General features: G+C 64.1%; 24 protein-coding genes and 1 pseudogene. 17 read left to right on the forward strand and 8 right to left on the reverse strand.

Annotated features, from left to right (window positions below):
- The first annotated feature begins 2 nt into the window (after nucleotides 1–2).
- A complete protein-coding gene (locus F0Q45_RS11685; protein ID WP_149654111.1) occupies nucleotides 3–287 on the forward strand; it encodes a DUF2537 domain-containing protein in 285 nt (94 codons plus the stop codon).
- Here F0Q45_RS11685 and sepH read toward each other — a convergent pair.
- Complete coding sequence (gene sepH / locus F0Q45_RS11690; protein WP_149654112.1) at nucleotides 270–1,016, reverse strand: septation protein SepH; 747 nt, start codon at nucleotides 1,014–1,016, stop codon at nucleotides 270–272. The two genes, F0Q45_RS11685 and sepH, sit on opposite strands and share 18 nt — an antisense overlap.
- 120 nt (nucleotides 1,017–1,136) lie before the next feature.
- Entirely contained in the window at nucleotides 1,137–2,267 is a 1,131-nt protein-coding gene (gene serC / locus F0Q45_RS11695) for a phosphoserine transaminase (protein WP_149654113.1), read from the reverse strand.
- A gap of 203 nt (nucleotides 2,268–2,470) precedes the next feature.
- Between serC and F0Q45_RS11700 the strand changes: the two genes are divergently transcribed.
- Nucleotides 2,471–3,496 (forward strand): AurF N-oxygenase family protein, encoded by a 1,026-nt coding sequence (locus F0Q45_RS11700; protein WP_149654114.1) that lies wholly within the window; start codon nucleotides 2,471–2,473, stop codon nucleotides 3,494–3,496.
- 6 nt (nucleotides 3,497–3,502) lie between these two features.
- On the forward strand, nucleotides 3,503–5,197 hold the full coding sequence (locus tag F0Q45_RS11705) for an FAD-dependent oxidoreductase (RefSeq protein WP_149654115.1): 1,695 nt from the start codon (nucleotides 3,503–3,505) through the stop codon (nucleotides 5,195–5,197).
- Nucleotides 5,198–5,202: 5 nt separating this feature from the next.
- Here F0Q45_RS11705 and F0Q45_RS11710 read toward each other — a convergent pair whose 3' ends face one another.
- On the reverse strand, nucleotides 5,203–5,661 hold the full coding sequence (locus F0Q45_RS11710; RefSeq protein ID WP_149654116.1) for a VOC family protein: 459 nt from the start codon (nucleotides 5,659–5,661) through the stop codon (nucleotides 5,203–5,205).
- Between the two features lie 162 nt (nucleotides 5,662–5,823).
- On the opposite strand from F0Q45_RS11710, the gene F0Q45_RS11715 reads away from it, so the two are divergent.
- The 4 genes and pseudogenes from F0Q45_RS11715 to F0Q45_RS11730 all read left to right on the forward strand — a co-directional run.
- Complete coding sequence (locus F0Q45_RS11715; protein WP_149654117.1) at nucleotides 5,824–6,081, forward strand: TetR/AcrR family transcriptional regulator; 258 nt, start codon at nucleotides 5,824–5,826, stop codon at nucleotides 6,079–6,081.
- Nucleotides 6,078–6,404: a hypothetical protein gene (locus F0Q45_RS11720; RefSeq protein ID WP_149654118.1), complete on the forward strand. Its 327-nt coding sequence runs from the start codon at nucleotides 6,078–6,080 to the stop codon at nucleotides 6,402–6,404. Before F0Q45_RS11715 ends, F0Q45_RS11720 begins: the two co-directional genes overlap by 4 nt.
- 10 nt (nucleotides 6,405–6,414) lie before the next feature.
- A complete protein-coding gene (locus F0Q45_RS11725) occupies nucleotides 6,415–7,134 on the forward strand; it encodes a sterol desaturase family protein (protein ID WP_149654119.1) in 720 nt (239 codons plus the stop codon).
- A gap of 389 nt (nucleotides 7,135–7,523) precedes the next feature.
- A pseudogene (locus F0Q45_RS11730) lies at nucleotides 7,524–7,877 on the forward strand (endonuclease/exonuclease/phosphatase family protein); the annotation flags it as partial.
- Between the two features lie 22 nt (nucleotides 7,878–7,899).
- Here F0Q45_RS11730 and F0Q45_RS11735 read toward each other — a convergent pair.
- Nucleotides 7,900–9,021, reverse strand: coding sequence for a citrate synthase 2 (locus F0Q45_RS11735; protein ID WP_149654120.1), 1,122 nt, complete (start codon nucleotides 9,019–9,021; stop codon nucleotides 7,900–7,902).
- Between the two features lie 779 nt (nucleotides 9,022–9,800).
- Between F0Q45_RS11735 and F0Q45_RS11740 the strand changes: the two genes are divergently transcribed.
- Nucleotides 9,801–11,093, forward strand: a complete 1,293-nt coding sequence (locus F0Q45_RS11740; protein WP_149654121.1) for a citrate synthase — start codon at nucleotides 9,801–9,803, stop codon at nucleotides 11,091–11,093.
- Nucleotides 11,094–11,122: 29 nt separating this feature from the next.
- Here the strand turns inward: F0Q45_RS11740 and F0Q45_RS11745 are convergent, their stop codons facing one another.
- Nucleotides 11,123–12,676 (reverse strand): phytoene desaturase family protein, encoded by a 1,554-nt coding sequence (locus tag F0Q45_RS11745; protein ID WP_149654122.1) that lies wholly within the window; start codon nucleotides 12,674–12,676, stop codon nucleotides 11,123–11,125.
- A 189-nt stretch (nucleotides 12,677–12,865) separates the two neighbouring features.
- Here F0Q45_RS11745 and arfA point away from each other — a divergent pair, with 189 nt between their 5' ends.
- From arfA to arfC, 3 genes are read left to right on the forward strand one after another with little or no spacing between them, the layout of a single operon-like run.
- Nucleotides 12,866–13,879 (forward strand): channel-forming protein ArfA/OmpATb, encoded by a 1,014-nt coding sequence (arfA, locus tag F0Q45_RS11750; protein WP_373424962.1) that lies wholly within the window; start codon nucleotides 12,866–12,868, stop codon nucleotides 13,877–13,879.
- Between the two features lie 12 nt (nucleotides 13,880–13,891).
- Complete coding sequence (arfB, locus tag F0Q45_RS27645; protein WP_188112895.1) at nucleotides 13,892–14,047, forward strand: channel accessory protein ArfB; 156 nt, start codon at nucleotides 13,892–13,894, stop codon at nucleotides 14,045–14,047.
- Nucleotides 14,044–14,646, forward strand: a complete 603-nt coding sequence (gene arfC, locus F0Q45_RS11755; protein WP_444875258.1) for a channel accessory protein ArfC, sunset domain variant — start codon at nucleotides 14,044–14,046, stop codon at nucleotides 14,644–14,646. The genes arfB and arfC overlap by 4 nt, the downstream gene beginning before the upstream one ends.
- Nucleotides 14,647–14,666: 20 nt before the next feature.
- Here arfC and prrB read toward each other — a convergent pair whose 3' ends face one another.
- Entirely contained in the window at nucleotides 14,667–16,007 is a 1,341-nt protein-coding gene (prrB, locus tag F0Q45_RS11760; RefSeq protein WP_149654124.1) for a two-component system sensor histidine kinase PrrB, read from the reverse strand.
- Complete coding sequence (gene prrA / locus F0Q45_RS11765; RefSeq protein WP_068233786.1) at nucleotides 16,008–16,709, reverse strand: two-component system response regulator PrrA; 702 nt, start codon at nucleotides 16,707–16,709, stop codon at nucleotides 16,008–16,010.
- 541 nt (nucleotides 16,710–17,250) lie between these two features.
- Here prrA and ltrA point away from each other — a divergent pair.
- A complete protein-coding gene (ltrA, locus tag F0Q45_RS11770; RefSeq protein WP_262490958.1) occupies nucleotides 17,251–18,519 on the forward strand; it encodes a group II intron reverse transcriptase/maturase in 1,269 nt (422 codons plus the stop codon).
- A 16-nt stretch (nucleotides 18,520–18,535) separates the two neighbouring features.
- On the opposite strand, the gene F0Q45_RS11775 is transcribed toward ltrA, so the two are convergent.
- A complete protein-coding gene (locus tag F0Q45_RS11775; protein WP_149654125.1) occupies nucleotides 18,536–20,026 on the reverse strand; it encodes an acetyl-coenzyme A carboxylase carboxyl transferase subunits beta/alpha in 1,491 nt (496 codons plus the stop codon).
- 26 nt (nucleotides 20,027–20,052) lie between these two features.
- Between F0Q45_RS11775 and F0Q45_RS11780 the strand changes: the two genes are divergently transcribed.
- From F0Q45_RS11780 to F0Q45_RS11800, 5 genes are all read left to right on the forward strand, one after another.
- A complete protein-coding gene (locus F0Q45_RS11780; protein ID WP_149654126.1) occupies nucleotides 20,053–20,784 on the forward strand; it encodes an enoyl-CoA hydratase in 732 nt (243 codons plus the stop codon).
- Nucleotides 20,785–20,789: 5 nt separating this feature from the next.
- The gene (locus F0Q45_RS11785; protein ID WP_149654127.1) at nucleotides 20,790–21,902 is read left to right on the forward strand and encodes an MBL fold metallo-hydrolase; all 1,113 of its coding nucleotides are present in this window, start codon (nucleotides 20,790–20,792) and stop codon (nucleotides 21,900–21,902) included.
- 80 nt (nucleotides 21,903–21,982) lie between these two features.
- The gene (locus tag F0Q45_RS11790; RefSeq protein WP_149654128.1) at nucleotides 21,983–23,566 is read left to right on the forward strand and encodes a serine hydrolase; all 1,584 of its coding nucleotides are present in this window, start codon (nucleotides 21,983–21,985) and stop codon (nucleotides 23,564–23,566) included.
- Nucleotides 23,563–25,986, forward strand: a complete 2,424-nt coding sequence (locus F0Q45_RS11795; protein WP_149654129.1) for a cation-translocating P-type ATPase — start codon at nucleotides 23,563–23,565, stop codon at nucleotides 25,984–25,986. The genes F0Q45_RS11790 and F0Q45_RS11795 overlap by 4 nt, the downstream gene beginning before the upstream one ends.
- 224 nt (nucleotides 25,987–26,210) lie before the next feature.
- A partial coding sequence (locus tag F0Q45_RS11800; protein ID WP_149654130.1) for a PPE family protein occupies nucleotides 26,211–26,794 on the forward strand: 584 nt, incomplete at its 3' end.

Genomic DNA, 26,794 nt, shown 5'->3' on the forward strand with positions numbered 1-26,794 from the left:
GCGTGACCCTAGAGCCCGACCGGCGTGACCAATCTGTGCCGTGGGCAACGGGTTTGGCGGTGGCCGCGTTCGTCGCCGCGGTTATCGCAGTTGGCGTGATCGTGCTCAGCCTGGGGCTGATCCGTGTGCACCCGCTGTTGGCGGTGGGCCTCAATGTGGTTGCCGTCGGCGGACTCGCCCCGACGCTGTGGGGCTGGCGGCACACGCTCGTGTTGCGCTGGTTTGTCCTGGGCGCGGGATTCGGGGTAGCGGTGGGGTGGTTGGCGCTGCTAGCGCTGGCCACTTGAGCGCACGCCAAGCAGCACGTCTTCCCACGCCGGAATGACCGGCTTGCCCCGTCGGTGATTCGGTGGCTCCACCGGCGGCGTCGGTGTTGGCTTCGCCGGCTCGTCGAAGGCAAGGTGGGCCACCGGAGCCAGCTGTCGCGGTTTGAAGTTGGGGTCGATCAGCTCACTGGCCGCCCTATCTATAGCGGTGACTGTGCCGCCGTGTGCCCCGGGAGTGAAGCGAAAATGTGCGAGGTTGTCGGAACGGCCGGCCTGCCACGAAAGCTGCACTGTCCAGCGCCCGTCTTCGTCGCGCCAGGCGTCCCAACTAAGTTTGTCCGGGTTGAGACCACGCGTCAGCAGCGCTGCGGTGACGGTCTCCAGCAGAGTCAGCACCGCGGGACCGTCGGCCAGCATGGGATGGGCGGCCGTTGCCAGCTCGGCGGCGCGCCAACGTTCGAGCAATACCGGGTGGGCAAAACGCCGGATGCGTGCGATGTCGGAGCCCGACGAAACTGCTACCTGTTCGACGGATGCCCCGGCGCGGATCCGGGCTTGAATCTCCCTGGGGCTCAACATGTTGGTCACTTCGATGTCCAGCTGAGGCTGCTCAGGAGGTAAGGCTTTGCCGTTGAGGGCTGCTCGCAGTCGATCATCGGCGGGCAGCCGGAACTTCTCGGCTGAGCTGGCGCCCTCGCACAGGATGTGTTTGCCCTCGGCGTCGAGCCCCACCACTTTGAGTTCCCGCATGGCTTCTCCTCGCAGGCTCCGTGCAGGCCAGCACCGGACCTGTTAAGTGCGCACTTTAATGCAGCGAACGCCTACTCCCGTGCTGACACGCTGGATGGTTGCGAGCCGATAACGACCGGGTTAAAGGCGCTCGACTACCCAATCGATGCACTGTGTGAGCGCACTGACGTCATCGGGTTCCACTGCCGGGAACATCGCGACGCGCAACTGGTTGCGGCCCAGCTTGCGGTACGGCTCAGTATCGACGATGCCGTTTGCCCGCAAGGTTTTGGCGACGGCCGCGGCGTCGACGTCACCGACGAAGTCGATGGTGCCCACCACCTGCGAGCGTAGGTCCGGGTTGGTGACGAACGGCGTGGTGTATGGCCGCTCGTGCGCCCACGAATACAACCGCTGTGCGGAGTCCGCGGTCCTTTTGACCGCCCAGTCCAGCCCCCCGTTGCCCAACAGCCAATCGATCTGCTCGGCCAGCAGCGCCAGCGTGCCGATGGCCGGGGTGTTGTACGTTTGGTTCTTGACGCTGTTTTCGATCGCGATCGGTAGCGAGAGGAAGTCGGGAACCCACCGGCCCGACGCGGCGATGGACTCGACACGGGCCAATGCAGCCGGACTCATCAGGGCCAGCCAGAGGCCCCCGTCGCTGGCGAAGTTCTTTTGCGGCGCAAAGTAATAGGCATCCGCCTCGGTGATGTCGACCGGCAGGCCGCCAGCGCCAGAGGTGGCATCAATGACGACCAACGCGTCGGCCGAGTCGGTGGGTCGTCGTACCGGCACCGCCACCCCGGTCGACGTCTCGTTGTGAGCCCAGGCGATCACATCCACCGACGGGTCGGCTTGCGGCTCCGGCGCGCTGCCCGGATCGGTCTTGATGATGATCGGGTCACCGACGAACGGGTTCTTGGCCACCGCTGAAGCGAACTTCGAGCTGAACTCGCCATAGGCCAGGTGCAGCGAACGCTTGTCGATGAGCCCGAAGGCGGCCGCGTCCCAGAACGCCGTCGCGCCACCGTTGCCCAAAATCACCTCGTAACCGTCGGGCAGTGCGAAGAGTTCGGCCAGCCCGGTGCGCACCCGGCCCACCAGATTCTTGACCGGCGCTTGCCGGTGCGAAGTACCGAACAATGCCGCTGCGGTAGTAGTCAGCGCGTGCAATTGTTCGGGCCGGACCTTTGACGGGCCGCAGCCGAAGCGGCCGTCGCGGGGTTTGAGGTCTGCGGGGATCTGCAGGGCAGTCGGGAGCTGGTCAGCCATGGCAATCAGGGTAGTGAGCAGCATCCGACCGGCCATCAGGCGGGCCGTCATAACTGCTGCCGGGCGGCTGCTGTGAGCCAGCGCACATTTCACGACAACTGGGTGCTGCTACCCAGTGGCGCCTGCAGGTCTGGAAAATTCCCAGTACCAGCGGTACCGTGTTTTACACGTCCGAAGGTAAGCCTCAGTGGGGAGGGTTCAAGGTGGACAGGACGCGCACGGTCCGGCGTTGGCGCCGCAAGATGGAGGTTCGGGACGACACCGAGTACGTGGAGATGCTCGCCACACTGTCCGAGGGGTCTGTGCGGCGGAATTTCAGCCCGTACACCGATATCGATTGGGAGTCACCGGAGTTTGCTGTCACCGACAACGATCCCCGGTGGATCCTCCCGGCATCTGATCCGTTGGGCCGCCACCCCTGGTACCAGGCGCAGCCGGATGAACGCAAAATCAAGATCGGCATGTGGCGCCAGGCCAATGTGGCCAAGGTCGGTCTGCACTTCGAATCCATCCTGATCCGAGGCTTGATGAACTACACGTTCTGGGTGCCCAACGGATCGCCGGAGTATCGGTATTGCCTGCACGAATCCGTTGAAGAGTGCAACCACACCATGATGTTTCAGGAGATGGTCAACCGCGTCGGCGCCGACGTTCCGGGAATGCCACGGGCGCTGCGTTGGATTTCTCCGTTCATTCCGCTGGCGGCCGGCCCGCTGCCGGTGGCCTTCTTCATCGGGGTACTCGCAGGCGAGGAGCCCATCGACCATACGCAGAAAAACGTTCTCCGCGAAGGCAAGTCGCTGCATCCGATCATGGAGCGAGTGATGGCGATTCACGTGGCCGAGGAAGCTCGGCATATCTCCTTCGCGCATGAGTTCCTGCGTAAGCGGTTGCCGCAGTTGACTAAGCGGCAGCGATTCTGGACGTCGTTGTACTTCCCGCTGACCATGCGGATGCTGTGTAACGCGATCGTGTTGCCGCCCAAGGCGTTCTGGAAGGAATTCGACATCCCGCGTGAGGTGAAGAAGGAGTTGTTCTTCCGGTCGCCGCAGTCGCGGAAGTGGTTGCGTGACATGTTCGCCGACGTGCGGATGCTGGCTTACGACACCGGATTGATGGAAAGTCGCCTGGCCCGGCTGATGTGGCGGCTATGCAAGATTAATGGCGAGCCGTCGCGCTACCGCAGCGAGCCGCAGCGTCAGCACCTGGTGACCGTGCCGGCCGCGTAATCCTTTATGCCGCACGTCATCACCCAGTCATGCTGCAACGACGCGTCATGCGTCTTCGCGTGCCCGGTTAATTGCATTCACCCGTCGCCGGACGAGCCAGAATTTGCCACGTCGGAGATGCTCTATATCGATCCGGTGGCGTGCGTGGACTGCGGCGCCTGTGTCAGTGCCTGCCCCGTCGGAGCGATTTCTGCAGCGAGCAAGCTGGATTCGAGGCAATTGCCATTCATCGAAATCAACGCGTCGTATTACCCTAAGCGGCCCGCCGAGGTGAAGCTACCGCCGACGTCCAAGCTGGCACCGGTGATTCCGGCAGCCGAGGTGCATGCCCGGCGCCACCCGCTGACCGTGGCCATCGTCGGATCCGGACCCGCGGCGCTGTATGCCGCCGACGAGCTCCTGGTCCAACCTCGCGTGCACGTCAATGTTTTCGAGAAGTTGCCCACGCCCTACGGGCTGATACGCACCGGGGTGGCACCGGATCACCCGGACACCAAGCGGGTCGCCACACTGTTCGACCGAGTCGCGCGCCATGACCGGTTCCGGTTCTACCTCAACGTCGAGATCGGCAAGCATCTGACGCACACCGATTTGTTGGCCCACCACCACGCCGTGCTGTACGCGGTCGGAGCCTCCCACGACCGTCGGCTTGATATCGAGGGGATGGGCCTGCCGGGCACCGGCACCGCTACCGAGTTGGTTGCCTGGATCAACGGGCACCCCGCCTTCGCAGATCTGCCAGTCGATCTCGGCCGCGAACGCGTGGTGATCATCGGCAACGGCAATGTCGCCCTCGACGTGGCGCGCATGCTCACCACCGACCCGGCCGAGCTGGCCCGTACTGACATCTCTGATCACGCGCTGCAAGCGCTTCGCCGTTCGGCGGTCCGTGAGGTGGTCATCGCCGCCCGCCGCGGACCCGCTCACTCGGCCTTCACCCTGCCGGAGTTGGTCGGGCTTACTGCCGCGTGTGCCGTGGTGCTGAACCCCGACGACCACCAGCGGGTCCTCGACGATCTGGCAACCGCTTCGGCCCGGTTGACCAAAGCCAAGCTAGAGATCTTGAGCACCCTGGGCGACGCGTCGGACGCCACCGCCCGCCCGCGTATCCAGCTGGCCTATCAGCTTACGCCTGAGCGGGTCCTGGGCCAGGCGCGCGCGACCGGCGTCGAGTTCTCGGTTACCGGCACCGACGAGCGGCGCAGGCTCGACGCTGGTTTGGTGCTGACGTCGATTGGCTACCGCGCAAAGCGACTGCGTGACCTGCCCTTTGCGGAGCCGGCGGCAGTCGTGCCGAACGATGGTGGGCGAGTCATCGACCCGGACACCCGGCAGGTGGTCCCCGGCGCCTACGTGGCGGGGTGGATCAAGCGCGGCCCGACCGGGTTTATCGGGACGAACAAATCCTGCTCCTTGCAAACCGTGCAGGCGCTGGTAGCCGACTTCAATGCGGGCAAGCTGACCGACCCGGTGAGCAAGCCGGCGGAGCTGAACAGCCTGGTGGCTGCCCGGCAACCACAGGCCATCGACGCCGCGGGATGGCGTGCCATCGACGCCGCCGAAATTCTGCGTGGCAGGGACGAAGGCCGGCCGCGCAACAAATTCACCGACGTCGCCGACATGATCGCCGCGGCCGCCGCCGCGCGGCAGACACCGCCACTGCGACGTCGCCTGCTGACGCGGCTGCGTGCGTTGGGTTAGTGCGGCTAGCTGCTCGCCTGAGCCGACATCGCCGCTTGGATCTCCTCCATGCTGACCTCGCGGACCGGCTGTCCCAGCGACCAGTGGTGACCGAACGGGTCGGCGACTACCCCGTAGCGGTCGCCCCAGAACTGGTCTTCCAGCGGCATGACCACGGTGGCGCCGGCGTCGAGCGCCCGCTGGAACTTGGCGTCGACGTCGGTGACGGTCAAATGGATGGTGACCGGAGTTCCCCCCAGCGCCTGCGGGGTCATCGACTTACCGCCACACATCTCCGGAAAGTCGTCGTTAAGCAGCACCATGAAGCCGTTGATCCGCAGCGCGGCATGGATCAGCCTGCCATCGGGACCGGGCACCCGACCCAGCTCGACGGCGTCGAACGCTTTGACATAAAAGTCGATCGCGGCGGCGGCGTCGCTGACGACCAGGTGCGGTGACAGGGCGGGTTCGATGCTGATGGCCATGATGATTGCTCCTCTAGGTAATTGGTATCGCCCGCGCTGGGCTTACCGATACTGACCGAGCGCGGCGGCGATTCTCATCGCGCATCGGGAGACTAACGCGGCGCCCCGACAGCAATACCGGCCACCGAAGTCGCCGGTCGAAGGACAATTAGCTGATGAGACGTGTTGAACGCCGCTTCGGGCGCGCGCCAGATTGAGGTGCGCGCACGGCTTCTTGCGGCCGCGCGCCAACTGATTCGCGCACATGGCCACGAAGCCGTGGGCATGGAGATGATCGCCACCACAGCCGGCGTATCGAGGGCGACGACGTATCGCTATTTCGCGTCCAAGGAACACGTGGTGTGCGAGGCCGCGCTGGCTTGGGGTCACGAGGTTGCGGCGCGTATTCCGCAGGCCATCCGGCAACTGCCGAGCCGGTGAATGCCATCGACATCGCCATTGAGCAAGTAGTCCAGGAAGCAGCGTCGGATTTGCCGATGCCGCGGGCGACTATGGCGTCGGTATTGGCGCAGGGCCCGGTCGCCGACGACTTCCCGCTAGGTGTGCGCGAAATGTTTCGGGCGCTGTTGGCCGGTGCCGTCGAGGAGATGCCGGCGTCACTTGATCCGTCGATGACGCTGCTTGGCCGAGTCTTTTTCGCCGATTTGGCATTGCTCGGTGTCGGCGACATCACCGTCGAGCGCTGCACCGAAGAGTTGCGGACTGCGGCACGCCGCTTGATGACCGACCCCACAGATAGTTAGGAGCAGATCCATGAACCAGGTATCGCCGCTGCAACCGATATGGGATGCGATGTTGCGCCTGCTGGGGTGTGGGGTTTTTCGAATTCCCTTGTACTTCTTGCCGGCCGTGGTTGCGGTTGTCTTGCTGACCGGCATCGGCTTTTCGATAGTCGATGTTGCGATCTACCAAAAGATTTCCGCCAAGGCAGCCGCCGGTCTGGCTTGGCATCATGTCCACCTACATAATTCAGGACCTGGACGGCCGAAGTGCCAAGCGCTGCGCCCGACGGTGCGGGTCTTTATCGCGCAACTCGTCTGCTTCATGGTGATCGGCGAATTTCTGACCTACTGGTGGCATCGCTTAGAACACGGTAGTCGCTTGGTGTTTCAGAAGGTCCACTACCTGCACCATCGTGTCCAGTCGCCGTTGACAATTTGGACCAACTTTGTCGTACATCCCATCGAAGGCTTGATGATGATGCTGTGCCTCTATCTTCTACCGTTGCTGATCGGGGCGCATCCGCTCGTGGTGATCGCCCATGCGGTGACCAACACGACCGCCATGGTCATCACGCATAGCGGTTACGACATGAAGCTCTATCCTCGCTGGTTGCTACCGGCCGCATCGGGCCACGAACTGCATCACTCCGAGCGCGGGATAACCAGTCCTACTGCAGGATCTGATCGACAACCGTGGGAGCTGGCTGGAGCGGAGGTCAATGTTCAGGGTCGGGCCGCGAACGCCGACTAATCCTGTCGCATCCCCATTCGGGACTGGTTGACCACGAACACTTTTCGGTTTCGATCTGAGAACGAGATTACGTCTCAACATGAGAGCTGTTCTGTACCACCACGAAAACGATTCCATCACAACGGAACTCGGATGTCACACCAAGCCGGGCCGAAGTCCCCCGATCTTCAGGGCGCAATGACCACCAGGGTGGTTACCTGTCGACGGGTTCAGCGACGCCGAAACGAAATCCAGCCAGGATCGCGAAGGCTCGCCTGAGTTGGTAGACGAGCGCCCTCGCGCACAGCGCGCGTCTTGGTGTCGACGACACTGTGCACCTGCAGCACTCAGTGAGCGCAATCAGCTAAGCCGAGGACAGGTATTGACAACATGTCGCGTGAGTCGGCAAACTTCGCTCCAGGTCTGCCGGTCGCGCCGTCATCGTCGCAGGTGATTTCAACGCGTTCTACTCCGACGACCAAAGCGCACTCGTCAACTTCGCGTCGGACAACACTCTCACCGATGCGTGGGTCCAGGTGCAAGGCGGTCCCACCACACCACCGTTCGCCCCCACCTGCATGGTCGGCAACCAATGCGAGCTACTCGAGAAGATCTTTTACCGCGGCAGTCCCGGAGTAACGCTGCAAGCCATCGGCTACAGCAATGAGGCGCCGAACTTCTTCAATTCCAACGGCCAGCCGCTCTCGGATCACAGCCCGGTGATGGTTGCCTTCCATTACGTCGCCGACAATGTGGGTCCCTAAAGTGCGACGGGCGGCGGGACTCTTAGGCGGTGGTGAGAACCTGGTTCCAGCCCACGACAGATTCCGGGCTGCGTGGTCCCGGTCCGACGTAGATGGCCGACGGGCGGACCAGCTTGCCGAGCCGCTTTTGTTCGAGAATGTGGGCGCACCAGCCGGCGGTGCGCCCACAGGTGAACATTGCCGGCATCATGTTGGCCGGCACCCGGGCGAAGTCGAGGATGACCGCGGCCCAGAATTCGACATTGGTCTCGATCGCCCGGTCGGGGCGGCGCTCGCGCAGCTCGGTCAGCGCTGCCTGCTCGACCGCGAGCGCAACCTCATAACGCGGTGCACCCAGCCGTTGGGCGGTCGCGCGCAGAACCCGGGCCCGTGGGTCCTCGGCCCGATAGACGCGGTGCCCGAATCCCATCAGCTTGTCGCCGCGGTCCAGGATGGCCTTGACCAGGCCGCGGGCATTCCCGGTGCGCTCGACCTCCTCCAGCATTGGCAAGACGCGGGCCGGCGCCCCACCGTGCAGCGGTCCGCTCATCGCGCCGATCGCGCCGGACAGCGCCGCGGCCACATCGGCCCCGGTCGAGGCGATCACCCGTGCGGTGAAGGTTGAGGCGTTCATGCCGTGCTCGGCGGCCGACACCCAGTAGGCGTCGATGGCGTCGATATGCCTGGGATCGGGCTCGCCTTGCCAGCGGGTCATGAAACGTGCTGTCACCGTTGAGCATTCATCGATGATTCGCTGCGGCACCGCAGGTTGATAGATGCCGCGGGCGGATTGGGCGACGTAGGACAGCGCCATTACCGACGCTCTTGCCAGCTGTTCGCGGGCGGTGGCATCGTCGATGTCGAGCAAGGGTGCATATCCCCAGATGGGCGCCAGCATCGCCAGTCCAGCCTGCACATCGACACGGACGTCGCCGGTATGGATCGGCAGCGGAAACGGCTCAGCCGGCGGCAGTCCGTGCCCGAATTCCCCGTCCACCAGCAGCGCCCATACGTCGCCGAAGGTGACTCGTTGACTCACCAGGTCCTCGATGTCGACGCCGCGGTAACGCAACGCTCCGCCGTCTTTATCCGGCTCGGCAATCTCAGTGGTGAAGGCCACGACGCCTTCTAGGCCTGGGACAAAATCCTCCGGAACCGCAGTCATGGGCAGATTGTTGCACCCCAACGCGGTGCCGCCGCTACCGGCCGGTAGCGCCGCCCGAGTCGCGTTGACATGATGCCCGAATCTGCCGAATAACATGTGGCGGCCACGTGGCTGGAGTACGGGTCCGTCGAGAAAGGACGGCGGCCCCGACCTGAATGTGGGCCGGCTCTTGCGTTGTTCCGCAAGTGGATTCACGACGCCGAACCAGCCGGGGTGGCCGAACCACGCCATGGTGCTTGCCATCTTCGCCGAGGGTAGGCAGGTCAGCCGCTTGGTGCTGCGCAAAGACATCGAGGAGACCGAGATCACATTTCACCACTTGCGGGTCGGCCAATGGGGCTGGAGCTGGCCGCAGCGCCGATGCTTCGACCATCTTCTCGTGGTACCTGTTGGCCGCCTGATCCACATCCGGAGAGCGGAGGTGAACCGGCCCCCCTTCCCCGGGGGCGCGAGCGGGTGGTACGTGGTCCTGGCCGGGCCGGGGTGTTTCAGCACGGCCAGATGGCGTGGGTCCGGGGAGCGGGCTGGAAACGTATACGCAAGAAACCGGCGTTGAAACCGGAGTTGAAGAAGCCCGACGCGGGGGATGTCGAGAAGTACGATCCTGATCGGACCGGCACCTCCGCGACGGGGTCGCGTCGATCGAGTCGTCGGCCGACCGATCACCGCGGAGTAGGCAGATCTGACCCCGGGCAGGCGCTTCGTGGTGCCAACGACTACCTTCACCTATACGCACCGTGTGAGGCAGCCATTACCAGCCAGAGCGCAAAGGGGTTCTCGTGGCCGACACCGACGACACCGCAACTCTGAAGTACCCGGGGGGCGAGATCGACTTGCAGATCGCCCATGCCACTGAAGGCGCAGACGGGATTTCGCTCGGTCCGCTGCTATCCAAGACCGGCTACACCACATTCGATGTCGGCTTTGTGAACACTGCTTCGTGCAAGAGCGCCATCACCTACATCGACGGCGACGCCGGCATCCTGCGTTATCGCGGTTACCCGATTGACCAGCTGGCGGAGAAGTCGACCTTCATCGAGGTCTCCTACCTGCTGATCTACGGCGAGCTACCCACCCCTGACCAGCTGGCCGAATTCACCGGCCGCATCCAGCGCCACACCATGCTGCACGAGGACCTGAAGCGGTTCTTCGACGGCTTTCCGCGCAACGCACACCCGATGCCGGTGCTGTCCAGTGTGGTCAACGCGCTATCGGCGTACTACCAGGATGCGCTGGACCCGATGGACAACAACCAGGTTGAGCTGTCCACAATCCGGTTGCTGGCCAAGCTGCCCACCATCGCCGCCTACGCCTACAAGAAGTCGGTAGGCCAACCGTTCCTCTACCCGGACAACTCACTGACGCTGGTGGAGAACTTCCTGCGGATGACGTTCGGGTTCCCGCCCGAGCCCTACCAGGCCGACCCCGAGGTAGTCCGCGCGCTGGACATGCTGTTCATCCTGCACGCTGATCACGAGCAGAACTGTTCGACGTCGACGGTGCGGCTGGTGGGCTCGTCGCGGGCGAATCTGTTCACCTCCATCTCCGGAGGCATCAACGCGCTGTGGGGACCGCTACACGGCGGCGCCAACCAGGCCGTGCTCGAGATGCTCGAGCAGATCCGCGACAGCGGCGACGACGTCGGCGAGTTCGTCCGCAAGGTGAAAAACCGCGAGGCCGGGGTGAAACTCATGGGTTTCGGTCACCGCGTCTACAAGAACTACGACCCGCGCGCCCGGATCGTCAAGGAACAGGCCGACAAGATCCTGGCCAAGCTCGGCGGCGACCCGCTGCTGGACATCGCCAAGGAGCTCGAAGAGGCCGCGTTGACCGACGACTACTTCGTCGAGCGCAAGCTTTACCCGAACGTCGACTTCTATACCGGGCTGATCTACCGGGCCCTTGGTTTCCCGGTGCGGATGTTTACGGTGCTGTTCGCCTTGGGTCGGTTGCCCGGCTGGATCGCGCACTGGCGCGAAATGCATGACGAGGGCGACAGCAAGATAGGCCGTCCGCGCCAGATCTACACCGGCTATACCGAGCGCGACTACGTCGCCATAGACGGTCGTTAGACGGTCGTTAGTCGGGCTCTAGTCGAGCCCTAGTCGAGATGCGCCAACACCGCCATAGCGGCGTTGTGCCCGCCGATACCCGACACCGCGCCGCCCCGGCGGGCGCCCGAGCCGCACAGCATGATGCTGTGGTGGTCAGTGGCTACCCCCCATTGGCGAGCCGGCGTGTCCAGCGGCTCGTCGTCCTCGGCAAACGGCCAGGACAGCGCGCCGTGGAAGATGTTGCCGCCGGTCATCTGCAGCGTGTGCTGCAGGTCCAGGGTAGTCGCGGTCTCGACGCACGGGCTGCCACTCGCGTCGGTCATGAGCACGTCCTGAATTGGTTCGGCCAGAACTGAGTTCAGCGACGCCAGCACTGCCGCGGTGAGTTGATCGCGCGATGCGTCGGCGAAGACCGAGTGCGGTGTGTGCAAGCCGAACACCGTCATGGTGTGCGCTCCGGAGTCCTGCAGCCCGGCCGACAGGATGCTCGGGTCGGTCAGCGAATGGCAGTACGCCTCGCACGGCAGTGGAGCGGGCAACTCTCCGCCGGCTGAGCGGCAATAAGCAGCGTCCAACTGGTTCCACGTCTCGTTGACGTGAAACGTTCCCGCGAAGGCTTGTTCGGGTGTGACGCCGGCGTCGCGCAGCCGGGGTAGTCGTCGCAGCACCATGTTCACCTTGACCTGCGCGCCCGGGGCCAGTATCGGTTCGGGTTCCCCTAGCAGGCGAGCGAGCACCGCCGGTGTCACTCCGGCCAGCACGAACCGTCCCCGGACCCGATGCTCGTCGTCGTTACTGCGGTAGTGCACCTCTCCGGTCGGTTGAATTGCGAAAACCTCTGCGCCAGTAACTAATTCGGCACCGTGGCGAGCGGCTGCGGTGGCCAGGGCCGAGGTCAGCGAACCCATGCCGCCGATCGGGACGTCCCAGGTGCCGGTACCCCCACCCAGGAGGTGATACAGCAAGCAGATGTTCTGCATCAGCGATGGAGCGTCCATGCGAGCGAAAGTGCCGATCAGCGCGTCGGTAGCGATCACCCCGCGAACCAGGTCGTGCTCTACCGCCTCGGTTATGGCCTGTCCGATCGGCTCTTCGATCATGGCCCGCCACGCGTTAGCCGCCTGACCATGACCGCAGTCGGTGACTCTGCGGCGAGCCTGCGCCCGGGTAGGTAAGGGCTCGACCAGCATCGGCCACAGCGGTTCGGTCACCAGTCGACACATGCGGTAGAACGCGGCGAACCCGCGCTCGTCGCCGGCGGCGCCAATCGCGGCGAACCTGGCTGCGTTCTGTGGCCCGACCAGCAGACCGGAACGCCCGCACGTGGCCGGATCAGGGGTATACGACGAAAAAGTTCGCCGGGCCAACCGCACCTGCGCACCCAGGTCATGGACTATGCGCGGCGGCAACAAGCTGACCAGATACGAATAGCGCGACAGACGGACGTCGACGCCCTGGAATGCGTGCGCCGACACCGCGGCACCGCCAACGTGTGGCAACCGCTCCAGCAACCGCACCCGCAATCCGGCTCGGGCCAGGTAGGCTGCCGCGACTAAGCCGTTGTGACCGCCGCCCACGACGACGACATCGAAGTTTTGCATGGTGGTATCGGCCGCAGCCTGGGATGCTAGCTGCGCGGGCCGCCACCGGTTTCACGCCAAGCCCGCCGCTGCCGCCCCAGCAAATCCGTGTCCGTCGGTTTCCTGCCGTTACCCATCGCTCCAGTCTGCCCGAACTGAGCAGGTGCATCGGCGCCGACTCGGTAGGCTGCATATCGCCGAGGGGCAGACATGTTTTTTCAGCGACGCCAGGGAGGAGCGGTGGTGGATACCCAATCGGGCACAGACCTATCGCCCACACCCACCGATGCGCGCAAACCTCCAAAATCTCAACGGCGTGCGCTTGGGGTTGCCTGGCTGATCGGTCTGGCGGTTATCCCGTTGCTGATCGCCGTGATCGGTCATGGTGCGTTCGAGCGCCCGATGTCCGTTACCGGGCCCACCGGAAACCTGCCGACTCTTGCCCCGACGAGCAGCACGCCAAGCGTTCCGAGCTCGCCGTTATCGCTGCTTTCAATTAGCCGCAGCGGCAATACCATTACCCTCATCGGCGATTTTCCCGATGACGATGCCAAGGCAGCGCTGATGGCGGCGCTGAAAAACGTGGTGACTCCGGGTGTCGGCGTCATCGACCAGATCCGTATCGATCCCATTGTCCGCGCTCTTGACTTCTCAAACGCGGAACCGGTTTTCACCGCCAGCGCGACTATCCCGGACTTCAATCTCAGGGTCGAGATGGACACCATCACCTTGTCGGGAACTGCCGCATCGGCCGAGCAGAAAGACGCAGTCGAACGTGCGGCGAAAACCGCATGGCCGGGCGTAGACGTGACCAACAAGATTGAGATCAAGAGCCAAACACCAACGCCAGGCGCTGCCGGCCCATGTGCGGACCTGCAAACGGCGATCAATGCTGTGACGGGCGGTCCGATCGTCTTTGGCAACGACGGAGTCAGCCTGACCCCAGCCGACAACCGGATCTTGACCCAAGTAGCCGGCATGCTCAAGGCTTGTCCGGGCGCACGCGTGACCCTAAACGGCTACACCGATGACGGGGGCAGTGCAGGCATCAATATTCCGCTGAGCACCCAGCGAGCCACGATGGTCGCCGACTTCCTCGTTTCCCAAGGGGTTGCCGGCAATCACATCACCGCCAAGGGTCTTGGTTCGAGCAATCCGATAGCCAGCAACGACACACCCGAGGGTCGCACCAAGAATCGCCGCGTTGAAATCGTGGTCAACTAAGGAGTATTCAGCGTGGATTTCATCATCCAGTGGTTGTACTACCTGGTTGCCTTCGCGGCTGGCTCGGCGGTTTCGTGGGCGGTCGCCACGGTCTTTTTTCAGCGCCGCGGCGCCGAAGCAAAAAAAGACGCGGCGGATGCGTCGCAGGAGACAGGGACAGCGCCGTGACAGGCCAGGTGCACTGGTGGTTGATCGGCCTGGCCTTCGTGCTCGGCATGGCGCTGACGTTCGCACTGATGGTCAGCCCCGCGAAATCCCAAGTCCCCGCTGAAGTATCGGCAGATCAGCCATCCCTCGCGGCGCAGCGGCCGGTCCGCAAAACCGCTTTGGCACTCGCGCCCACCAAGAAGGTCGGCGCCCGAAAAGCCGTACCCACGAAGAAGATAACGACCGCCCGAAAGGTAGCGAAAGCCCAGCCAAGTGGTGTAAGAAAGGCGGAGCCCCTGCATTCGCAAGGGCTGGCGAGTCAGCATATTCCGACAACTGCTCAAGCTTGGGCCGAACAAATCGCGGCCGTGACCGAATCACCGACGCACCAGAGGCCGGCGGCGCGCTTTGCGCCGTACGGCCCGGGCTCGGCTCGTGCTGACACCGATGGCAGCGGACCAGAGGGCTGGCTGATCAAAGGCCGCACTGATACCAGGCTTTACTACACCCCTGACGATCCCAGCTACGACGCCACCGACGCGCAGGTGTGGTTCCAGGACGAGGCTGCTGCCGCGCGGGCCTTCTTCACGGCGTGGAGTAAGAGCGCCCGCAGGAAGTAGCGACTCGGATTAGCGCTGTCCTAAGTCGGAGCCGGAAGCTTCAGCAGTAGCCGCGCTCCGCCAAGTGGACTGATCTCCAGGGATGCGGTCCCACCGTGCAGCTGGGCCTGCTGCGCCACCAAAGCCAGTCCCAGACCGGATCCCGAATGGGAGGCTGTCGACCCCCGGGAGAAGCGCTCGAACACCACCTGTCGCTCGTGCTCGGGCACTCCGGTGCCGTTGTCGTCGATGGCGATCTCGACGCCGGCCCGTGAACTGACCGCGGACAACTGAACTCGGGTGGCGCCACCGTGTTTGACCGCGTTGGCGATGGCGTTGTCGACGGCAAGACGCAACCCGGCCGGCAACCCCACGATGATGCAGGTCGGCGACGGCACCAGCGAAACGTCAAGGTCAGGATAGATCCGCATGGCATCGTGGGCCGCTCGGTCGAGCAGCTCGGTGATGTCAACCGGCACATGGTCGTCCGACGTCGACAATTCACCCTGGGCGAGCCGCTCCAGAGCGCTCAGGGTGGCTTCGATGCGAGACTGGGTGCGGATCACATCGTTGAGCACTTCTTTGCGTTGGTCGTCGGGCAGGTCCAAGGTGGCCAGCACCTCGAGATTGGTCCGCATCGCGGTCAACGGAGTGCGCAATTCGTGAGAGGACACCGCCGCGAAGTCGCGAGCCGAAGCCAGCGCCTCCTTGGTACGGATTTGCTCGTTCCAGATGCGCTGCAGCATGCCTCGCATCGCCTCGGCGATCTCAATGGCCTCGCTGGCGCCGTGCACTTCGACCCGCGGCGCCTCGTCGCCGGCGTCGATCGAGCGGGTCTGCTCGGCGAGCTGCTTGAACGGACGTACCGCGAAGACAGCCAGCAGCCAGGCGAACACCGTCGCCGCGCCGATGGCAAAGGCGCAGATCAACAGCACCCGTCGGTGCAGGTTGTTGGTCTCGGCGATGGTGGCGTCATAGGTCGCACCCACGGCCACCGACGTCGGCTCAGGGCCCGGGATCTCCACCGTCCGTACCCGGTAGCGCACGCCCCCGATGTAGGTGTCGGCGTAATCTTTCTGCAGCCTGGGCAGCGTGATGTCGGAATTCGACTTGACCAGGTCGCCGCGGCGCACCGTGATGAGGGCGTCCTGGTCGTTTGGGGACCGCGGGATCTCGTCGAGGCCGCGCGGCACAAACGGGATCGCGAAACCCGCGGCCTCATCGAGCCGGCGGTCCAGCCGTTCCTTGCGGTCGTTGGTGATGCCCACCCACACCACCGTTCCGACGATGAGCACCGGGATCGCGGCGCCGATTGCCGTCGCGACCACCACCCGGGTCCGCAGCGAAGGCGTCCGGGCGAAGATCCGCGACAGGATGTTCACCTACTGCATCCTGAGCACAAAGCCGACACCGCGGACGGTGTGCAGCAGCCTGGGACCGCCGTTGGCTTCCAGCTTGCGGCGCAGATAGCCGATGAAGACGTCGACAACATTGGTATCGGCGGCGAAGTCGTAGCCCCACACCAGCTCGAGCAGTTGCGCCCGCGACAGCACGGCCGTCTTGTGCTCGGCCAGCACCGCCAAGAGGTCGAACTCGCGTTTGGTCAGGTCGACGTCGACGCCGTTGACCCGGGCCCGGCGGCCGGGGATGTCCACCTCCAGCGGACCCACCGTGATGGTTTCCGACGAGGATGTCGCGGTGGCGCCGCGGCGGCGCAGCAATGCCTTGACCCGCGCGACCAGCTCGGCCAGCACGAACGGTTTGACCAGGTAATCGTCGGCGCCGGCCTCCAGGCCGGCGACCCGATCGTCCACTGAGCTGCGCGCCGACAGCACGCATACCGGGACGTCGTTGTCCATGGCCCGAAGCGCGGTCACGACGCTGACGCCGTCCAGCACGGGCATGTTGATATCGAGCACGATCGCGTCCGGTCGCGTTTCGGTGGCGCTGCGCAAGGCCTCGGCGCCATCGACCGCGGTCGATACCTCGAAACCGGAGAGCCGCAGACCACGTTCTAGCGAGGCGAGCACATCAGAGTCGTCGTCGACCACCAAGACCCGAGGTGAAGTCGCACCAGTGTCCATACGGTCATTTTGCCTGACTGTTGCCCGTCATGGTGGGAGGACGCCCCCGGGGCGCGGGCCAGTCACTTGCACGAGCAGACGCAGAATCGCATCAAAATCGCAGATTTGATGCGATTCTGCGGTACGCCCAGCATGGGCATTCGCTAGGAGGTGTGAGTCCTCTGGAGGAGAAGGTGGTTTAACTCCTAGTTGATGGCAACTGCGTCACCGTGAGGTGGGGTGGGAAGGAAGCCGGAGACGAAATCCTGCACCGAGGAATACGAATCGCATATGAGGCATGCCGGTCGGGGTGAGCCAGCCGAAGATGGTGAAGCCCGTTCCACCGAAACGGTCGGTGTGTAAATGCGGCGGGGGCAGGAGGACAGTGAATGTTCTTATCTGGGGAGATCTGTCCCAGTGCGTCGGTCGTTGGCCGAAGCGACATGGTCTGTGAGGGCGGTGTTGATGGGGCAGAAGTCAGCAGAGGTCGTAGTACCAGCGGGAATTAGGTGGGCTGGGAAGGGCTGAACGCTGGGAATTGACGTTTGAAGCAGCGCTTCTCGTGACGACGGCGGTGATCGCAGCCAACCCGCCAGTGTGCGGGGCAGACGGAATGGAGGGACCGGTGAATCCGGAAGGGCCTTCCGCTGTGCGTAGTGGTCGTTCGGCGGGTGCTGGGGAGAACGTCAGGGACGGTCAGGAGCTGTGGGTGCAGGTATTTGCTGCACAGAACTTGACGGTCGCGTTGGAACGTGTCGAGCGTAATCGGGGCGCGGCGGGTGTGGACGGTATGAGCACGCAGGAGTTGCGGGGCTGGTGTCGCGAGCATTGGGCCGAGGTCAGGGCTGCGTTGGACGCGGGTACGTACCGTCCGTCGCTGGTTCGTCAGGTGATGATTCCCAAGCCTGATGGCGGGCAACGGAAAGTGGGGGTGCCGACGGTGCTGGATCGGTTGATCCAGCAGGCTATCGCGCAAGTGCTGGTTCCGGTGTTTGATCCGGGGTTTGTGCCGGTCTCTTATGGGTTCCGGCCGGGCAAAAGCGCCCATGATGCGGTCAAGGTCGCCAGGTTGGTGATCGAGCAAGGGTATCGGTGGGTGGTTGAGGTTGATCTGGACGCGTTCTTCGATCGGGTCAACCATGACGGGCTTATGGCTCGGGTTGCGCGCAAGGTGAAAGACAAGCGGCTGTTGAAGCTGATCCGCCGTTATGTAGAAGCGGGGATCATGGCTGACGGTGTGCGGCAGGCGGTAAGTGAGGGAACCCCGCAGGGGTCGCCACTATCGCCGTTGCTATCGAACATCATGCTCGATGATTTTGATCAGGAGTTCTGGGTGCGTGGGCATCGGTTTGTCCGTTACGCCGACGATATCCGGGTCTTCGTGAAATCGAAGCGGGCGGCCGAGCGGGTGCTTGAGCAGAGCACCATGCTGCTGGAACAGCGTTTGAAGTTGAAGGTGAACCGGGCCAAGTCCTCGATCAACCCAGCAACGACAGCTGTGTTGCTGGGATTCGGGTTCTACTTCACCGCTGATGGGGTCAAGATTCGGATCACGCCGAAGGCGTGGCAACGGGCCAAGGCTCGTATCCGGGCGTTGACGTCGCAGCGGTGGAGCGTGTCCATGCAGTACCGCATCACGAAGCTCAACCAATTCGTCCGGGGATGGATGGGGTACTTCGGCTTGGTCACTACCGAGCGGAGGTTCTCCGATCTGGATGAATGGTTTCGCCGGCGTATGCGTCAAATCCGGTGGAAGGAATGGAAACGTGGCCGTACCAGGGTCGCGAACCTGCGTGCTCTCGGAATCCGGGCGTCGCCAGCGATCGGCTAGCGCGCCGCGGCTCTCGTTAGGTGTCGGGGGGTAGTCCGATGCGGCGATAGCGCCCTAGTCGGGCGGCCATGCGCGCGGCGTCGGGCAGCCCACGCAACGCGTGGACCTCGGCGGCTATGGCGCGCGACAGTCGTTGCGAAAACTCCACCGGCTCGGCTGCGGCGTCGGGGTACTCCGGCACAATGACGTCGACGATCCCGGCTTCCAGCAGTTCTGCCGACCGAATGCCTTGCGCCGCTGCGATTTCGGAAGCATGAAAGGTGTCGCGGTGGACGATCGCACTGGCGCCTTCCGGCGGCAGTGGTGCCAGCCACCCATGCAGCGCAGCCAGCACCCGATCGGCGGGCACCATCGCCAAGGCCGGCCCACCGCTACCTTGGCCCAACAGCACCGACACCGTCGGGGTGTCCAACGTGACGAGTTCGGCCAGGCTTTGGGCGATCTGCCCGGCCAGTCCGCCCTGCTCGGCTTCGGCTGACAACGCGGGTCCGGCGGTGTCGATCACCAGGACCAGCGGCAGCCGCAGTTCGGCAGCCAGCGCCATGCCTCGTCGCGCCTCCCGCAGCGAAGCCGGCCCGACAGTGCTGGCCACGCCGCTCTCCGCTCGCTGCTGGCCGAGTACTACCGCCGGTTGGCCGCAAAAACGGGCCAGCGCCAGCAGCGTAGTCGCCGCCTCTCCGTAACCAGTGCCGGACAGCGGCACCCGGTCAGTTGTGCCGTACCGCAACAACTGCCCCACACCCGGCCGGTCCGGCCGTCGCGACGCCGCCACCGAGTCCCACGCCGGCACGTCGGGTACCGACCCGAGTCGACCAGGTGCCGGTGGCCGCTCGGGAGCATCGGTAAGTACGGTCAGCGCACGATCCAGCATCCGTCTTAGCTCGTCCAACCCGACGACGCCGTCGATGACTCCATTACGCTGCAGGTTCTCCGCGGTTTGCACACCCGCGGGGAAGGGTTCGCCGTAGAGCAGCTCGTACACCCGCGGACCCAAGAAGCCGATCAATGCCCCCGGTTCGGCGACGGTGACATGGCCTAGCGAGCCCCATGATGCAAATACCCCGCCGGTGGTGGGATGGCGCAAATACACCAGGTAGGGCAGGTGTGCCTGTTTGTGCAGCCGGACAGCCGCGGCGATCTTCACCATCTGCAGGAAGGCGACCGTCCCCTCCTGCATACGCGTGCCGCCGGAGCTCGGCGACGCCAGGAGCGGCAGGTGCTCGGCGGTGGCGCGTTCCACGGCGGCGGTAATCCGTTCCGCCGCTGCCACCCCGATCGATCCGGCGAGGAAGTTGAAGTCGCACACCAGCACAGCAACCCGGCGCCCGAATACACGTCCCTCCCCGGTCACTACCGATTCGTCGTGGCCGGTGGCGGCGCGGGCCTCGGCCAGCTCGCGCGCATAGGAATCCGAAGCCGGCACCAGCAGCGGGTCACTATCCCAACTGACGAACGATCTCTCGTCCAGCACCGCATCGCGCAGTTCATCGATCGTGATGCGACTCACCCGATGAGGCTATATAGGCTGACGCAATGATCGGTATCACCCACACCGGAGCAGTGCTAACCATTGAGCTGCAACGGCCGGAGCGCCGTAATGCCCTCAACTCCCAGCTCGTGGAGGAACTGCGGGAGGCCATCCTGAAGGCCGGCGACGGGTCAATCCGCGCGATAGTGCTCACCGGCCAGGGCACGGCGTTTTGCGCCGGTGCAGACCTATCCGGCGACGCGTTCGCCGCCGGCTACCCCGACCGGCTTGTCGAGCTACACCGGGTCATGGACGCGACGCTGATACCCGTCATCGGGGCCATCAATGGCCCGGCCATCGGCGCGGGTCTGCAGCTGGCCATGCAGTGCGATTTGCGGGTGGTCGCGCCCGACGCGTTCTTTCAATTCCCCACATCGAAATACGGCCTCGCGCTGGACAACTGGAGCATCCGACGTCTCTCCTCGCTGGTCGGCCACGGACGAGCCCGCGCCATGCTGCTCACCGCCGAGAAGCTGACCGCCGAGATGGCCTTGCACACGGGGATGGCCAACCGGATCGGGACGCTGGCCGACGCGCAGGTTTGGGCCGCCGAGATCGCAGGTTTGGCGCCGCTGGCTATTCAGCACGCCAAGCGGGTACTCAACGACGACGGTTCCATTGAGGAACCATGGCCGGAGCACAAGGAGCTGTTCGACAAGGCCTGGGGCAGCCAGGATGTGATCGAGGCGCAAGTTGCTCGGGTGGAGAAGCGGCCGCCGAGGTTTCAGGGGGGGTAATCGACATGGTGGGCCGAGCGTTACGGCTGGCTGCCGGCACCGCGTCGCTGGCCGCCGGCGGCTGGCTGGTGCGGGCGCTGCACGGCGCGCCGGCCGCGTTGGGCGCCGACCCTAAGTCGATCCAGGCGGTGTCGCAGCGGTCGCCCAATTTCCGCGACGGAGTTTTCGTCAACCTCGACCCTGCCTCGATGTTCCAGTTGGACCGCGAGGAATTACGGCTGATCGGGTGGGAGTTGGTGGTCAATCGCGGGGGGAGTCGTCCCACGAAGCCGATCCCGCTGGCTACCCCGGAGATCTACAGCGGTGATGCCAGCCAGCTGGCCGTCAGCTGGTTCGGGCACTCGACGGCGTTGCTAGAAATCGACGGCTATCGGGTGCTCACCGACCCGGTGTGGAGCAACCGATGTTCGCCGTCGGATCTCGTAGGGCCGCAGCGGCTGCACCCGGCGCCGGTGCAGTTGGAGGGTTTGCCGGCCGTCGACGCAGTGGTGATCAGCCATGACCACTACGACCATCTCGACATCGACACCGTGCAGGCCTTGGTCCGCAGTCAGCGGGCCCCTTTCTGCGTGCCGCTCGGGGTGGGCGCACACCTGAGGTCGTGGGGCATGCCGGAGCATCGCATCGTTGAGCTTGATTGGAACGAGAGCGCTCAGGTCGACGAGCTCACCCTGATCTGTCTGCCGGCGCGCCACTTTTCGGGACGCTTTATGAGCCGCAACAACACGCTGTGGGCGTCCTGGGCGTTCGTCGGCCCCACGTATCGGGCGTACTTCGGCGGGGACACCGGCTACACCAAGAGTTTCGCCCGGATCGGTGCGGATTACGGGCCCTTCGACCTCACTCTGATGCCTATCGGCGCCTACAACACGGCGTGGCCGGACATCCACATGAACCCCGAGGAGGCAGTCCGAGCCCATCTCGATATCACTGAGTCGGGGCTGTTGGTGCCGATTCATTGGGGTACCTTCCGGCTGGCGCCGCATCCGTGGGCGGAGCCGGTCGAGCGGTTACTGACCGCGGCCGAACCTGCGCAAGTCCCCGTTGTCGTGCCATTGCCCGGTCAGCGGATTGATCCGACAGCGCCGTTGAGATTCAACCCGTGGTGGCGGCTTTGATTTCTTAGGGGGCGCGTGCGCCACCTCCTGCCGCGCGCGGCGCGCTCGTACCTTTCTGGTCGCGCCGCTAAGGTGCGGCCATGACTAGACGCGCGGCGACGGCCGCATTGGTGACGATGTTCTTGGTACTGGTTGGCTGCGGTCCATCACAGCCGGCATCCAATCCACCGTCCGGGCTGCCGAAACTCCCGCCCAACGAGTTCTCCGGCCTCGACATTCCCGCCGGCCGCATCGATGCAGCGGTGGCAAAGCTCGACGGCCTGGTAGCCGAGCTGTTGAGGGCCAGTGGCGTCCCCGGCATGGCCGTGGCCGTCGTCCACGGTGGAAAAACATTATACACCAAGGGTTTCGGAGTCAGAGACGTCAGCAAGGGCGACGGTCAAGACAACAAAGTGGACGCCGACACGGTGTTCCAGCTGGCATCGGTGTCCAAATCGATCGGTGCGACAGTGGTGGCACATCAGGTAAGCACGAACGTGGTCACATGGCACACACCCATCGCGTCGAAACTGCCGTGGTTTGCGCTCAGCGATCCCTACGTCACCGATCATGTGACCATCGCCGATCTCTACTCGCATCGTTCCGGGCTGCCGGACCATGCCGGTGATGCGTTGGAGGATCTGGGTTACGACGGGCAGCAGGTGCTGGAGCGGCTAAAGTACTTGCCACTGGCTCCATATCGGATTAGCTACGCCTACACCAACTTTGGGGTAACCGCTGCCGCCAACGCGGTAGCTGCCGCGGCCGGCAAGCCCTGGGATGAGCTGTCCGATGAGGTGCTCTACCAACCGCTCGGGATGACGTCGACCAGCTCACGTTTTTCCGATTTTCTGGCCAGGCCCAACCATGCGGTCAACCACATCAAAGTCGGAGACAGGTGGGAGGCCAGGTTCCAACGCAATCCCGATGCCCAATCGCCCGCGGGCGGGGTGAGTTCGTCGCTCAACGACATGACCCGCTGGCTGGCCATGGTGCTGGCCAACGGCGTCTACACCGGGAAGCAGATCACCTCACCGGAGGCACTCCTGCCAGCCATCACACCGCAAGTGATCTCGACGGCCGCGCTGTCGCCGCAAGCACGGGCCGGTTCCTATGGATACGGCTTCACTGCGTCGGTAAACTCGGCCGGGCGCACGCAATACGGCCACTCCGGCGCTTTCGGTTTAGGGGCCGCCACCAATTTCGTGGTGCTGCCATCGGAAGACCTCGGCATCATCGCGCTGACCAACGCAGCGCCCTACGGAGTGCCGGAAACGTTGACCGCCGAATTCGTCGATCTTGTGCAGTACGGCCAAATACGCGAGGACTGGGCGAACCTATATAGGCAGCAACTTGCCCCGATGAACAACCCCGACGGATCGCTGGTCGGCAAGCAGCCCCCGGTCAGCCCTGCGCCGGCCAGACCGTTGAGCGACTACGTTGGGGTATATGCCAACGAGTACTGGGGTCCGGCAACGGTGACCGAACATTACGGCCAGCTGGAGCTGTCGCTGGGCCCAAAGAAACAGACGTTCACCCTGACGCACTGGGACGGCGACACCTTCACGTTCCCGTTGTCAACCGAAAACGCCTTGCCCGGCTCGATTTCCAAGGCGACTTTTGCTGACAGCACCGTGACCCTGGAGTATTACGACACCGACAAACTGGGAACCTTCACCCGATGAGTGCCGCCGGCGGCTTGACCGAAGCCCAAGTCGCACAACGGTTAGCCGAAGGTAAGAGCAACGACATTCCGGCCCGGGCCACCCGCAGCGTCGCCCAGATTGTCCGGGCCAACGTATTCACCCGGATCAACGCCATCCTGGGCGTGCTGCTGCTCATCGTGCTGGCGACGGGTTCGGTGATCAACGGGCTGTTCGGCCTGCTCATCATCGCGAACAGCGTCATCGGCATGATCCAGGAGCTGCGGGCCAAGCAGACGCTGGACAATTTGGCGATCCTGGGGCAGGCAAAACCTCTGGTGCGCAGACAATCCGGCACTTGCACGCTCCCGCCCAGCGAAGTGGTGCTCGACGACATCATCGAACTCGGTCCGGGGGACCAAGTCGTCGTCGACGGCGAAGTCGTCGAAGACAACAACCTCGAGGTGGACGAATCACTGCTGACCGGCGAGGCCGACCCGATCGCCAAAGACGTCGGCGATGCGGTGATGTCAGGCAGTTTCGTCGTCTCCGGTACCGGCGCCTACCGCGCCACCAAAGTGGGCCACGACGCATACGCAGCCAAACTGGCCGCCGAGGCCAGCAAATTCACTCTGGTGAAGTCCGAACTGCGCAACGGCATCAACAGGATTCTGCGGTTCGTCAGCTACTTGTTGGTACCGGCGGGGCTGCTGACCATCTATACCCAGCTGTTCACCACCAACGCGGGTTGGCGCGAGTCGGTATTGCGGATGGTGGGCGCGCTGGTGCCAATGGTGCCCGAAGGTCTGGTGCTGATGACGTCGATTGCCTTCGCGGTCGGCGTCATCCGGTTGGGTCAGCGCCAATGCCTGGTGCAGGAGCTGCCCGCTATCGAGGGGCTGGCGCGGGTCGACGTGGTCTGCGCCGACAAGACCGGCACGCTGACCGAGACCGGTATGCGGGTCTCCGAGGTAAAGGAACTCGGCACTGAACAACGTGAGCACGTCACGGATTTGCTGGCCGCGCTGGCTGCCGGCGACGACCGTCCCAACGCCAGCATGCAGGCGATCGCCGAGGCCTACAATTCGCCGCCTGGCTGGATCGCCAGCGCAACAGCACCTTTCAAATCGGCAACCAAGTGGAGTGGCGTGTCCTATCGCGGCCATGGCAACTGGGTGATCGGCGCCCCTGACGTCCTGCTTGATTCGACATCGGAGGTAGCCCAACACGCAGAGCACATTGGGGCACAAGGGTTGCGCGTTCTGCTACTGGGCGCCTCGGACGTGGCGGTGGACGATCCCGGGGCCCCGGGCTCGGTCGTCCCGGTAGCTCTAGTAGTGCTGGAGCAGAAAACCCGGCCGGACGCCCGGGAAACGCTGGAATACTTTGCTGCTCAGAGTGTTTCAGTCAAAGTGATCTCCGGCGACAATGCGGTGTCGGTCGGGGCGGTCGCTGCCAAACTCGGTTTGCGTGGTGAAACGATGGACGCCCGTCACCTTCCCGCCGAGCCGGCGGACCTGGCTGAGGCGCTGGACTCCTACACAACTTTCGGCAGGGTGCGCCCCGATCAGAAGCGCGCCATCGTGCACGCCCTGCAGTCTCACGGTCACACCGTGGCAATGACCGGCGATGGCGTCAACGACGTGCTGGCCCTCAAGGACGCTGATATCGGCGTCGCGATGGGTGCGGGCAGCCCGGCCTCTCGCGCCGTGGCGCAGATTGTGTTGTTGGACAACAAGTTTGCCACCCTGCCGTATGTTGTCGGTGAAGGCCGCCGAGTGATCGGCAATATCGAGCGAGTCGCCAACCTGTTCTTGACCAAGACCGTGTACTCGGTGCTGTTGGCGCTGCTGGTGGGTATCGCGTGCCTGCTTGCTAAACCGATGGGCCACGATCCGTTGCTTTATCCGTTCCAGCCGATCCACGTCACCATTGCGGCCTGGTTCACCATCGGAATCCCGTCATTCATACTGTCGCTCGCGCCCAACAACGAGCGTGCCTATCCGGGCTTCGTCCAGCGCGTATTGATCTCTGCGCTGCCATCCGGACTGGTTGTCGGCGTAGCGACGTTCGTTTCCTACATCGCCGCCTACCCAGGCCGTCACGCGACCTGGCAGGAGCGGACGCAAGCGTCCACTGCTGCTCTCATCACGCTGCTGGTGACCGCGTTGTGGGTGCTCGCGGTGGTTGCGCGCCCCTACCAGTGGTGGCGGGTCGGACTGGTAATGATTTCTGGATTAGCCTATTTGGTGATCTTCTGTCTTCCGCTGACACAAGAGAAGTTCTTTCTCGACCCGTCGAATCTCACTGTCACATCGCTCGCGCTGGGTATCGGTGGGCTGGGAGCCGCCATCATCGAAGCAGCGTGGTGGGTTCGGGCACGGGCACTCGGCGTCCAACCACGGTTGTGGCGAGAGCCGGAAAATCACATTGAGAAGGCCGCGTTGCGCGCCAGCAATTGAGTTGTTGAACAACAATCGGCGAATGTAAAGAAGTTGTACATTGCGTCCGATGACCAGTGGTCATTTTTCTGCTAAAGTCCTGAACTCGTACCGCGTCCACCGTATGCTGGTGCGTTATCCGCCACTGGATGACGACAGGGTAAGTCCCGGCGCACGTCGGGTTGTCGCGGGCAGTGGCCGGCGGGCGGCCATACGCGATAGGCCACCTGGGAGAGGTTGCGGCGATGAATTTTTCAATATCGCCACCGGAGATTATTTCGACCCGGATATTCAGTGGTGCCGGGCCGGGACCGATGCTCGCCGCGGCAGCGGCCTGGGACGCGCTGGCCGGCGAATTAGGTGCGGCGGTAACCGCGTTCTCGTCAGTGACATCGGCACTGGTGGATTCGTCGTGGCAGGGCCCAGCGTCGGCGGCGATGGCGAACGCGGCCGGAGGCTATCTGCGTTGGTTGGCCTCGACGGGAGCGCAAGCGGGGCAGGCGGCCAGCCAGGCTCGGCTAACAGCAGCCGCATTTGAGGCGACCCTGGCCGCGACGGTTCATCCGGGCGCGATCCTAGCCAACCGCTCTCAGCTGGTGACGTTGGTGACCTCTAACTTGCTGGGTTTCAATGCGCCGGCGATCGCCGCCGTAGAGGCCCAATATGAGCAAATGTGGGCCCAGGATGTGGCCGCGATGTTCGGCTACCATGCCGGGGCGTCGGCGGCCGCGTCGGCGTTGACGCCGTTCACCCAGCTGGTGCAAAGCCCTGCTGCGGCGGGCGCGGCTTGGATCGCAGCCGCGCAGTCGGCCTTCTCCAGCCCCGCCGG

Origin of the sequence: Mycobacterium simiae (assembly GCF_008370645.1) — a bacterium.
GTDB lineage: Bacteria > Actinomycetota > Actinomycetes > Mycobacteriales > Mycobacteriaceae > Mycobacterium > Mycobacterium simiae_A.

Bases quoted from the DNA above. Each gene is read 5' to 3' on its own strand.
- F0Q45_RS11790 (WP_149654128.1), top strand. From the start codon at position 21,983: ATGACTAGACGCGCGGCGACGGCCGCATTGGTGACGATGTTCTTGGTA.
- F0Q45_RS11710 (WP_149654116.1), bottom strand. From the start codon at position 5,661: ATGGCCATCAGCATCGAACCCGCCCTGTCACCGCACCTGGTCGTCAGC.
- F0Q45_RS11705 (WP_149654115.1), top strand. From the start codon at position 3,503: ATGCCGCACGTCATCACCCAGTCATGCTGCAACGACGCGTCATGCGTC.
- F0Q45_RS11735 (WP_149654120.1), bottom strand. From the start codon at position 9,021: ATGACTGCGGTTCCGGAGGATTTTGTCCCAGGCCTAGAAGGCGTCGTG.
- F0Q45_RS11745 (WP_149654122.1), bottom strand. From the start codon at position 12,676: ATGCAAAACTTCGATGTCGTCGTCGTGGGCGGCGGTCACAACGGCTTA.
- F0Q45_RS11795 (WP_149654129.1), top strand. From the start codon at position 23,563: ATGAGTGCCGCCGGCGGCTTGACCGAAGCCCAAGTCGCACAACGGTTA.
- sepH (WP_149654112.1), bottom strand. From the start codon at position 1,016: ATGCGGGAACTCAAAGTGGTGGGGCTCGACGCCGAGGGCAAACACATC.
- arfA (WP_373424962.1), top strand. From the start codon at position 12,866: ATGTTTTTTCAGCGACGCCAGGGAGGAGCGGTGGTGGATACCCAATCG.
- F0Q45_RS11780 (WP_149654126.1), top strand. From the start codon at position 20,053: ATGATCGGTATCACCCACACCGGAGCAGTGCTAACCATTGAGCTGCAA.
- F0Q45_RS11785 (WP_149654127.1), top strand. From the start codon at position 20,790: ATGGTGGGCCGAGCGTTACGGCTGGCTGCCGGCACCGCGTCGCTGGCC.
- prrA (WP_068233786.1), bottom strand. From the start codon at position 16,709: ATGGACACTGGTGCGACTTCACCTCGGGTCTTGGTGGTCGACGACGAC.
- serC (WP_149654113.1), bottom strand. From the start codon at position 2,267: ATGGCTGACCAGCTCCCGACTGCCCTGCAGATCCCCGCAGACCTCAAA.
- F0Q45_RS11725 (WP_149654119.1), top strand. From the start codon at position 6,415: ATGAACCAGGTATCGCCGCTGCAACCGATATGGGATGCGATGTTGCGC.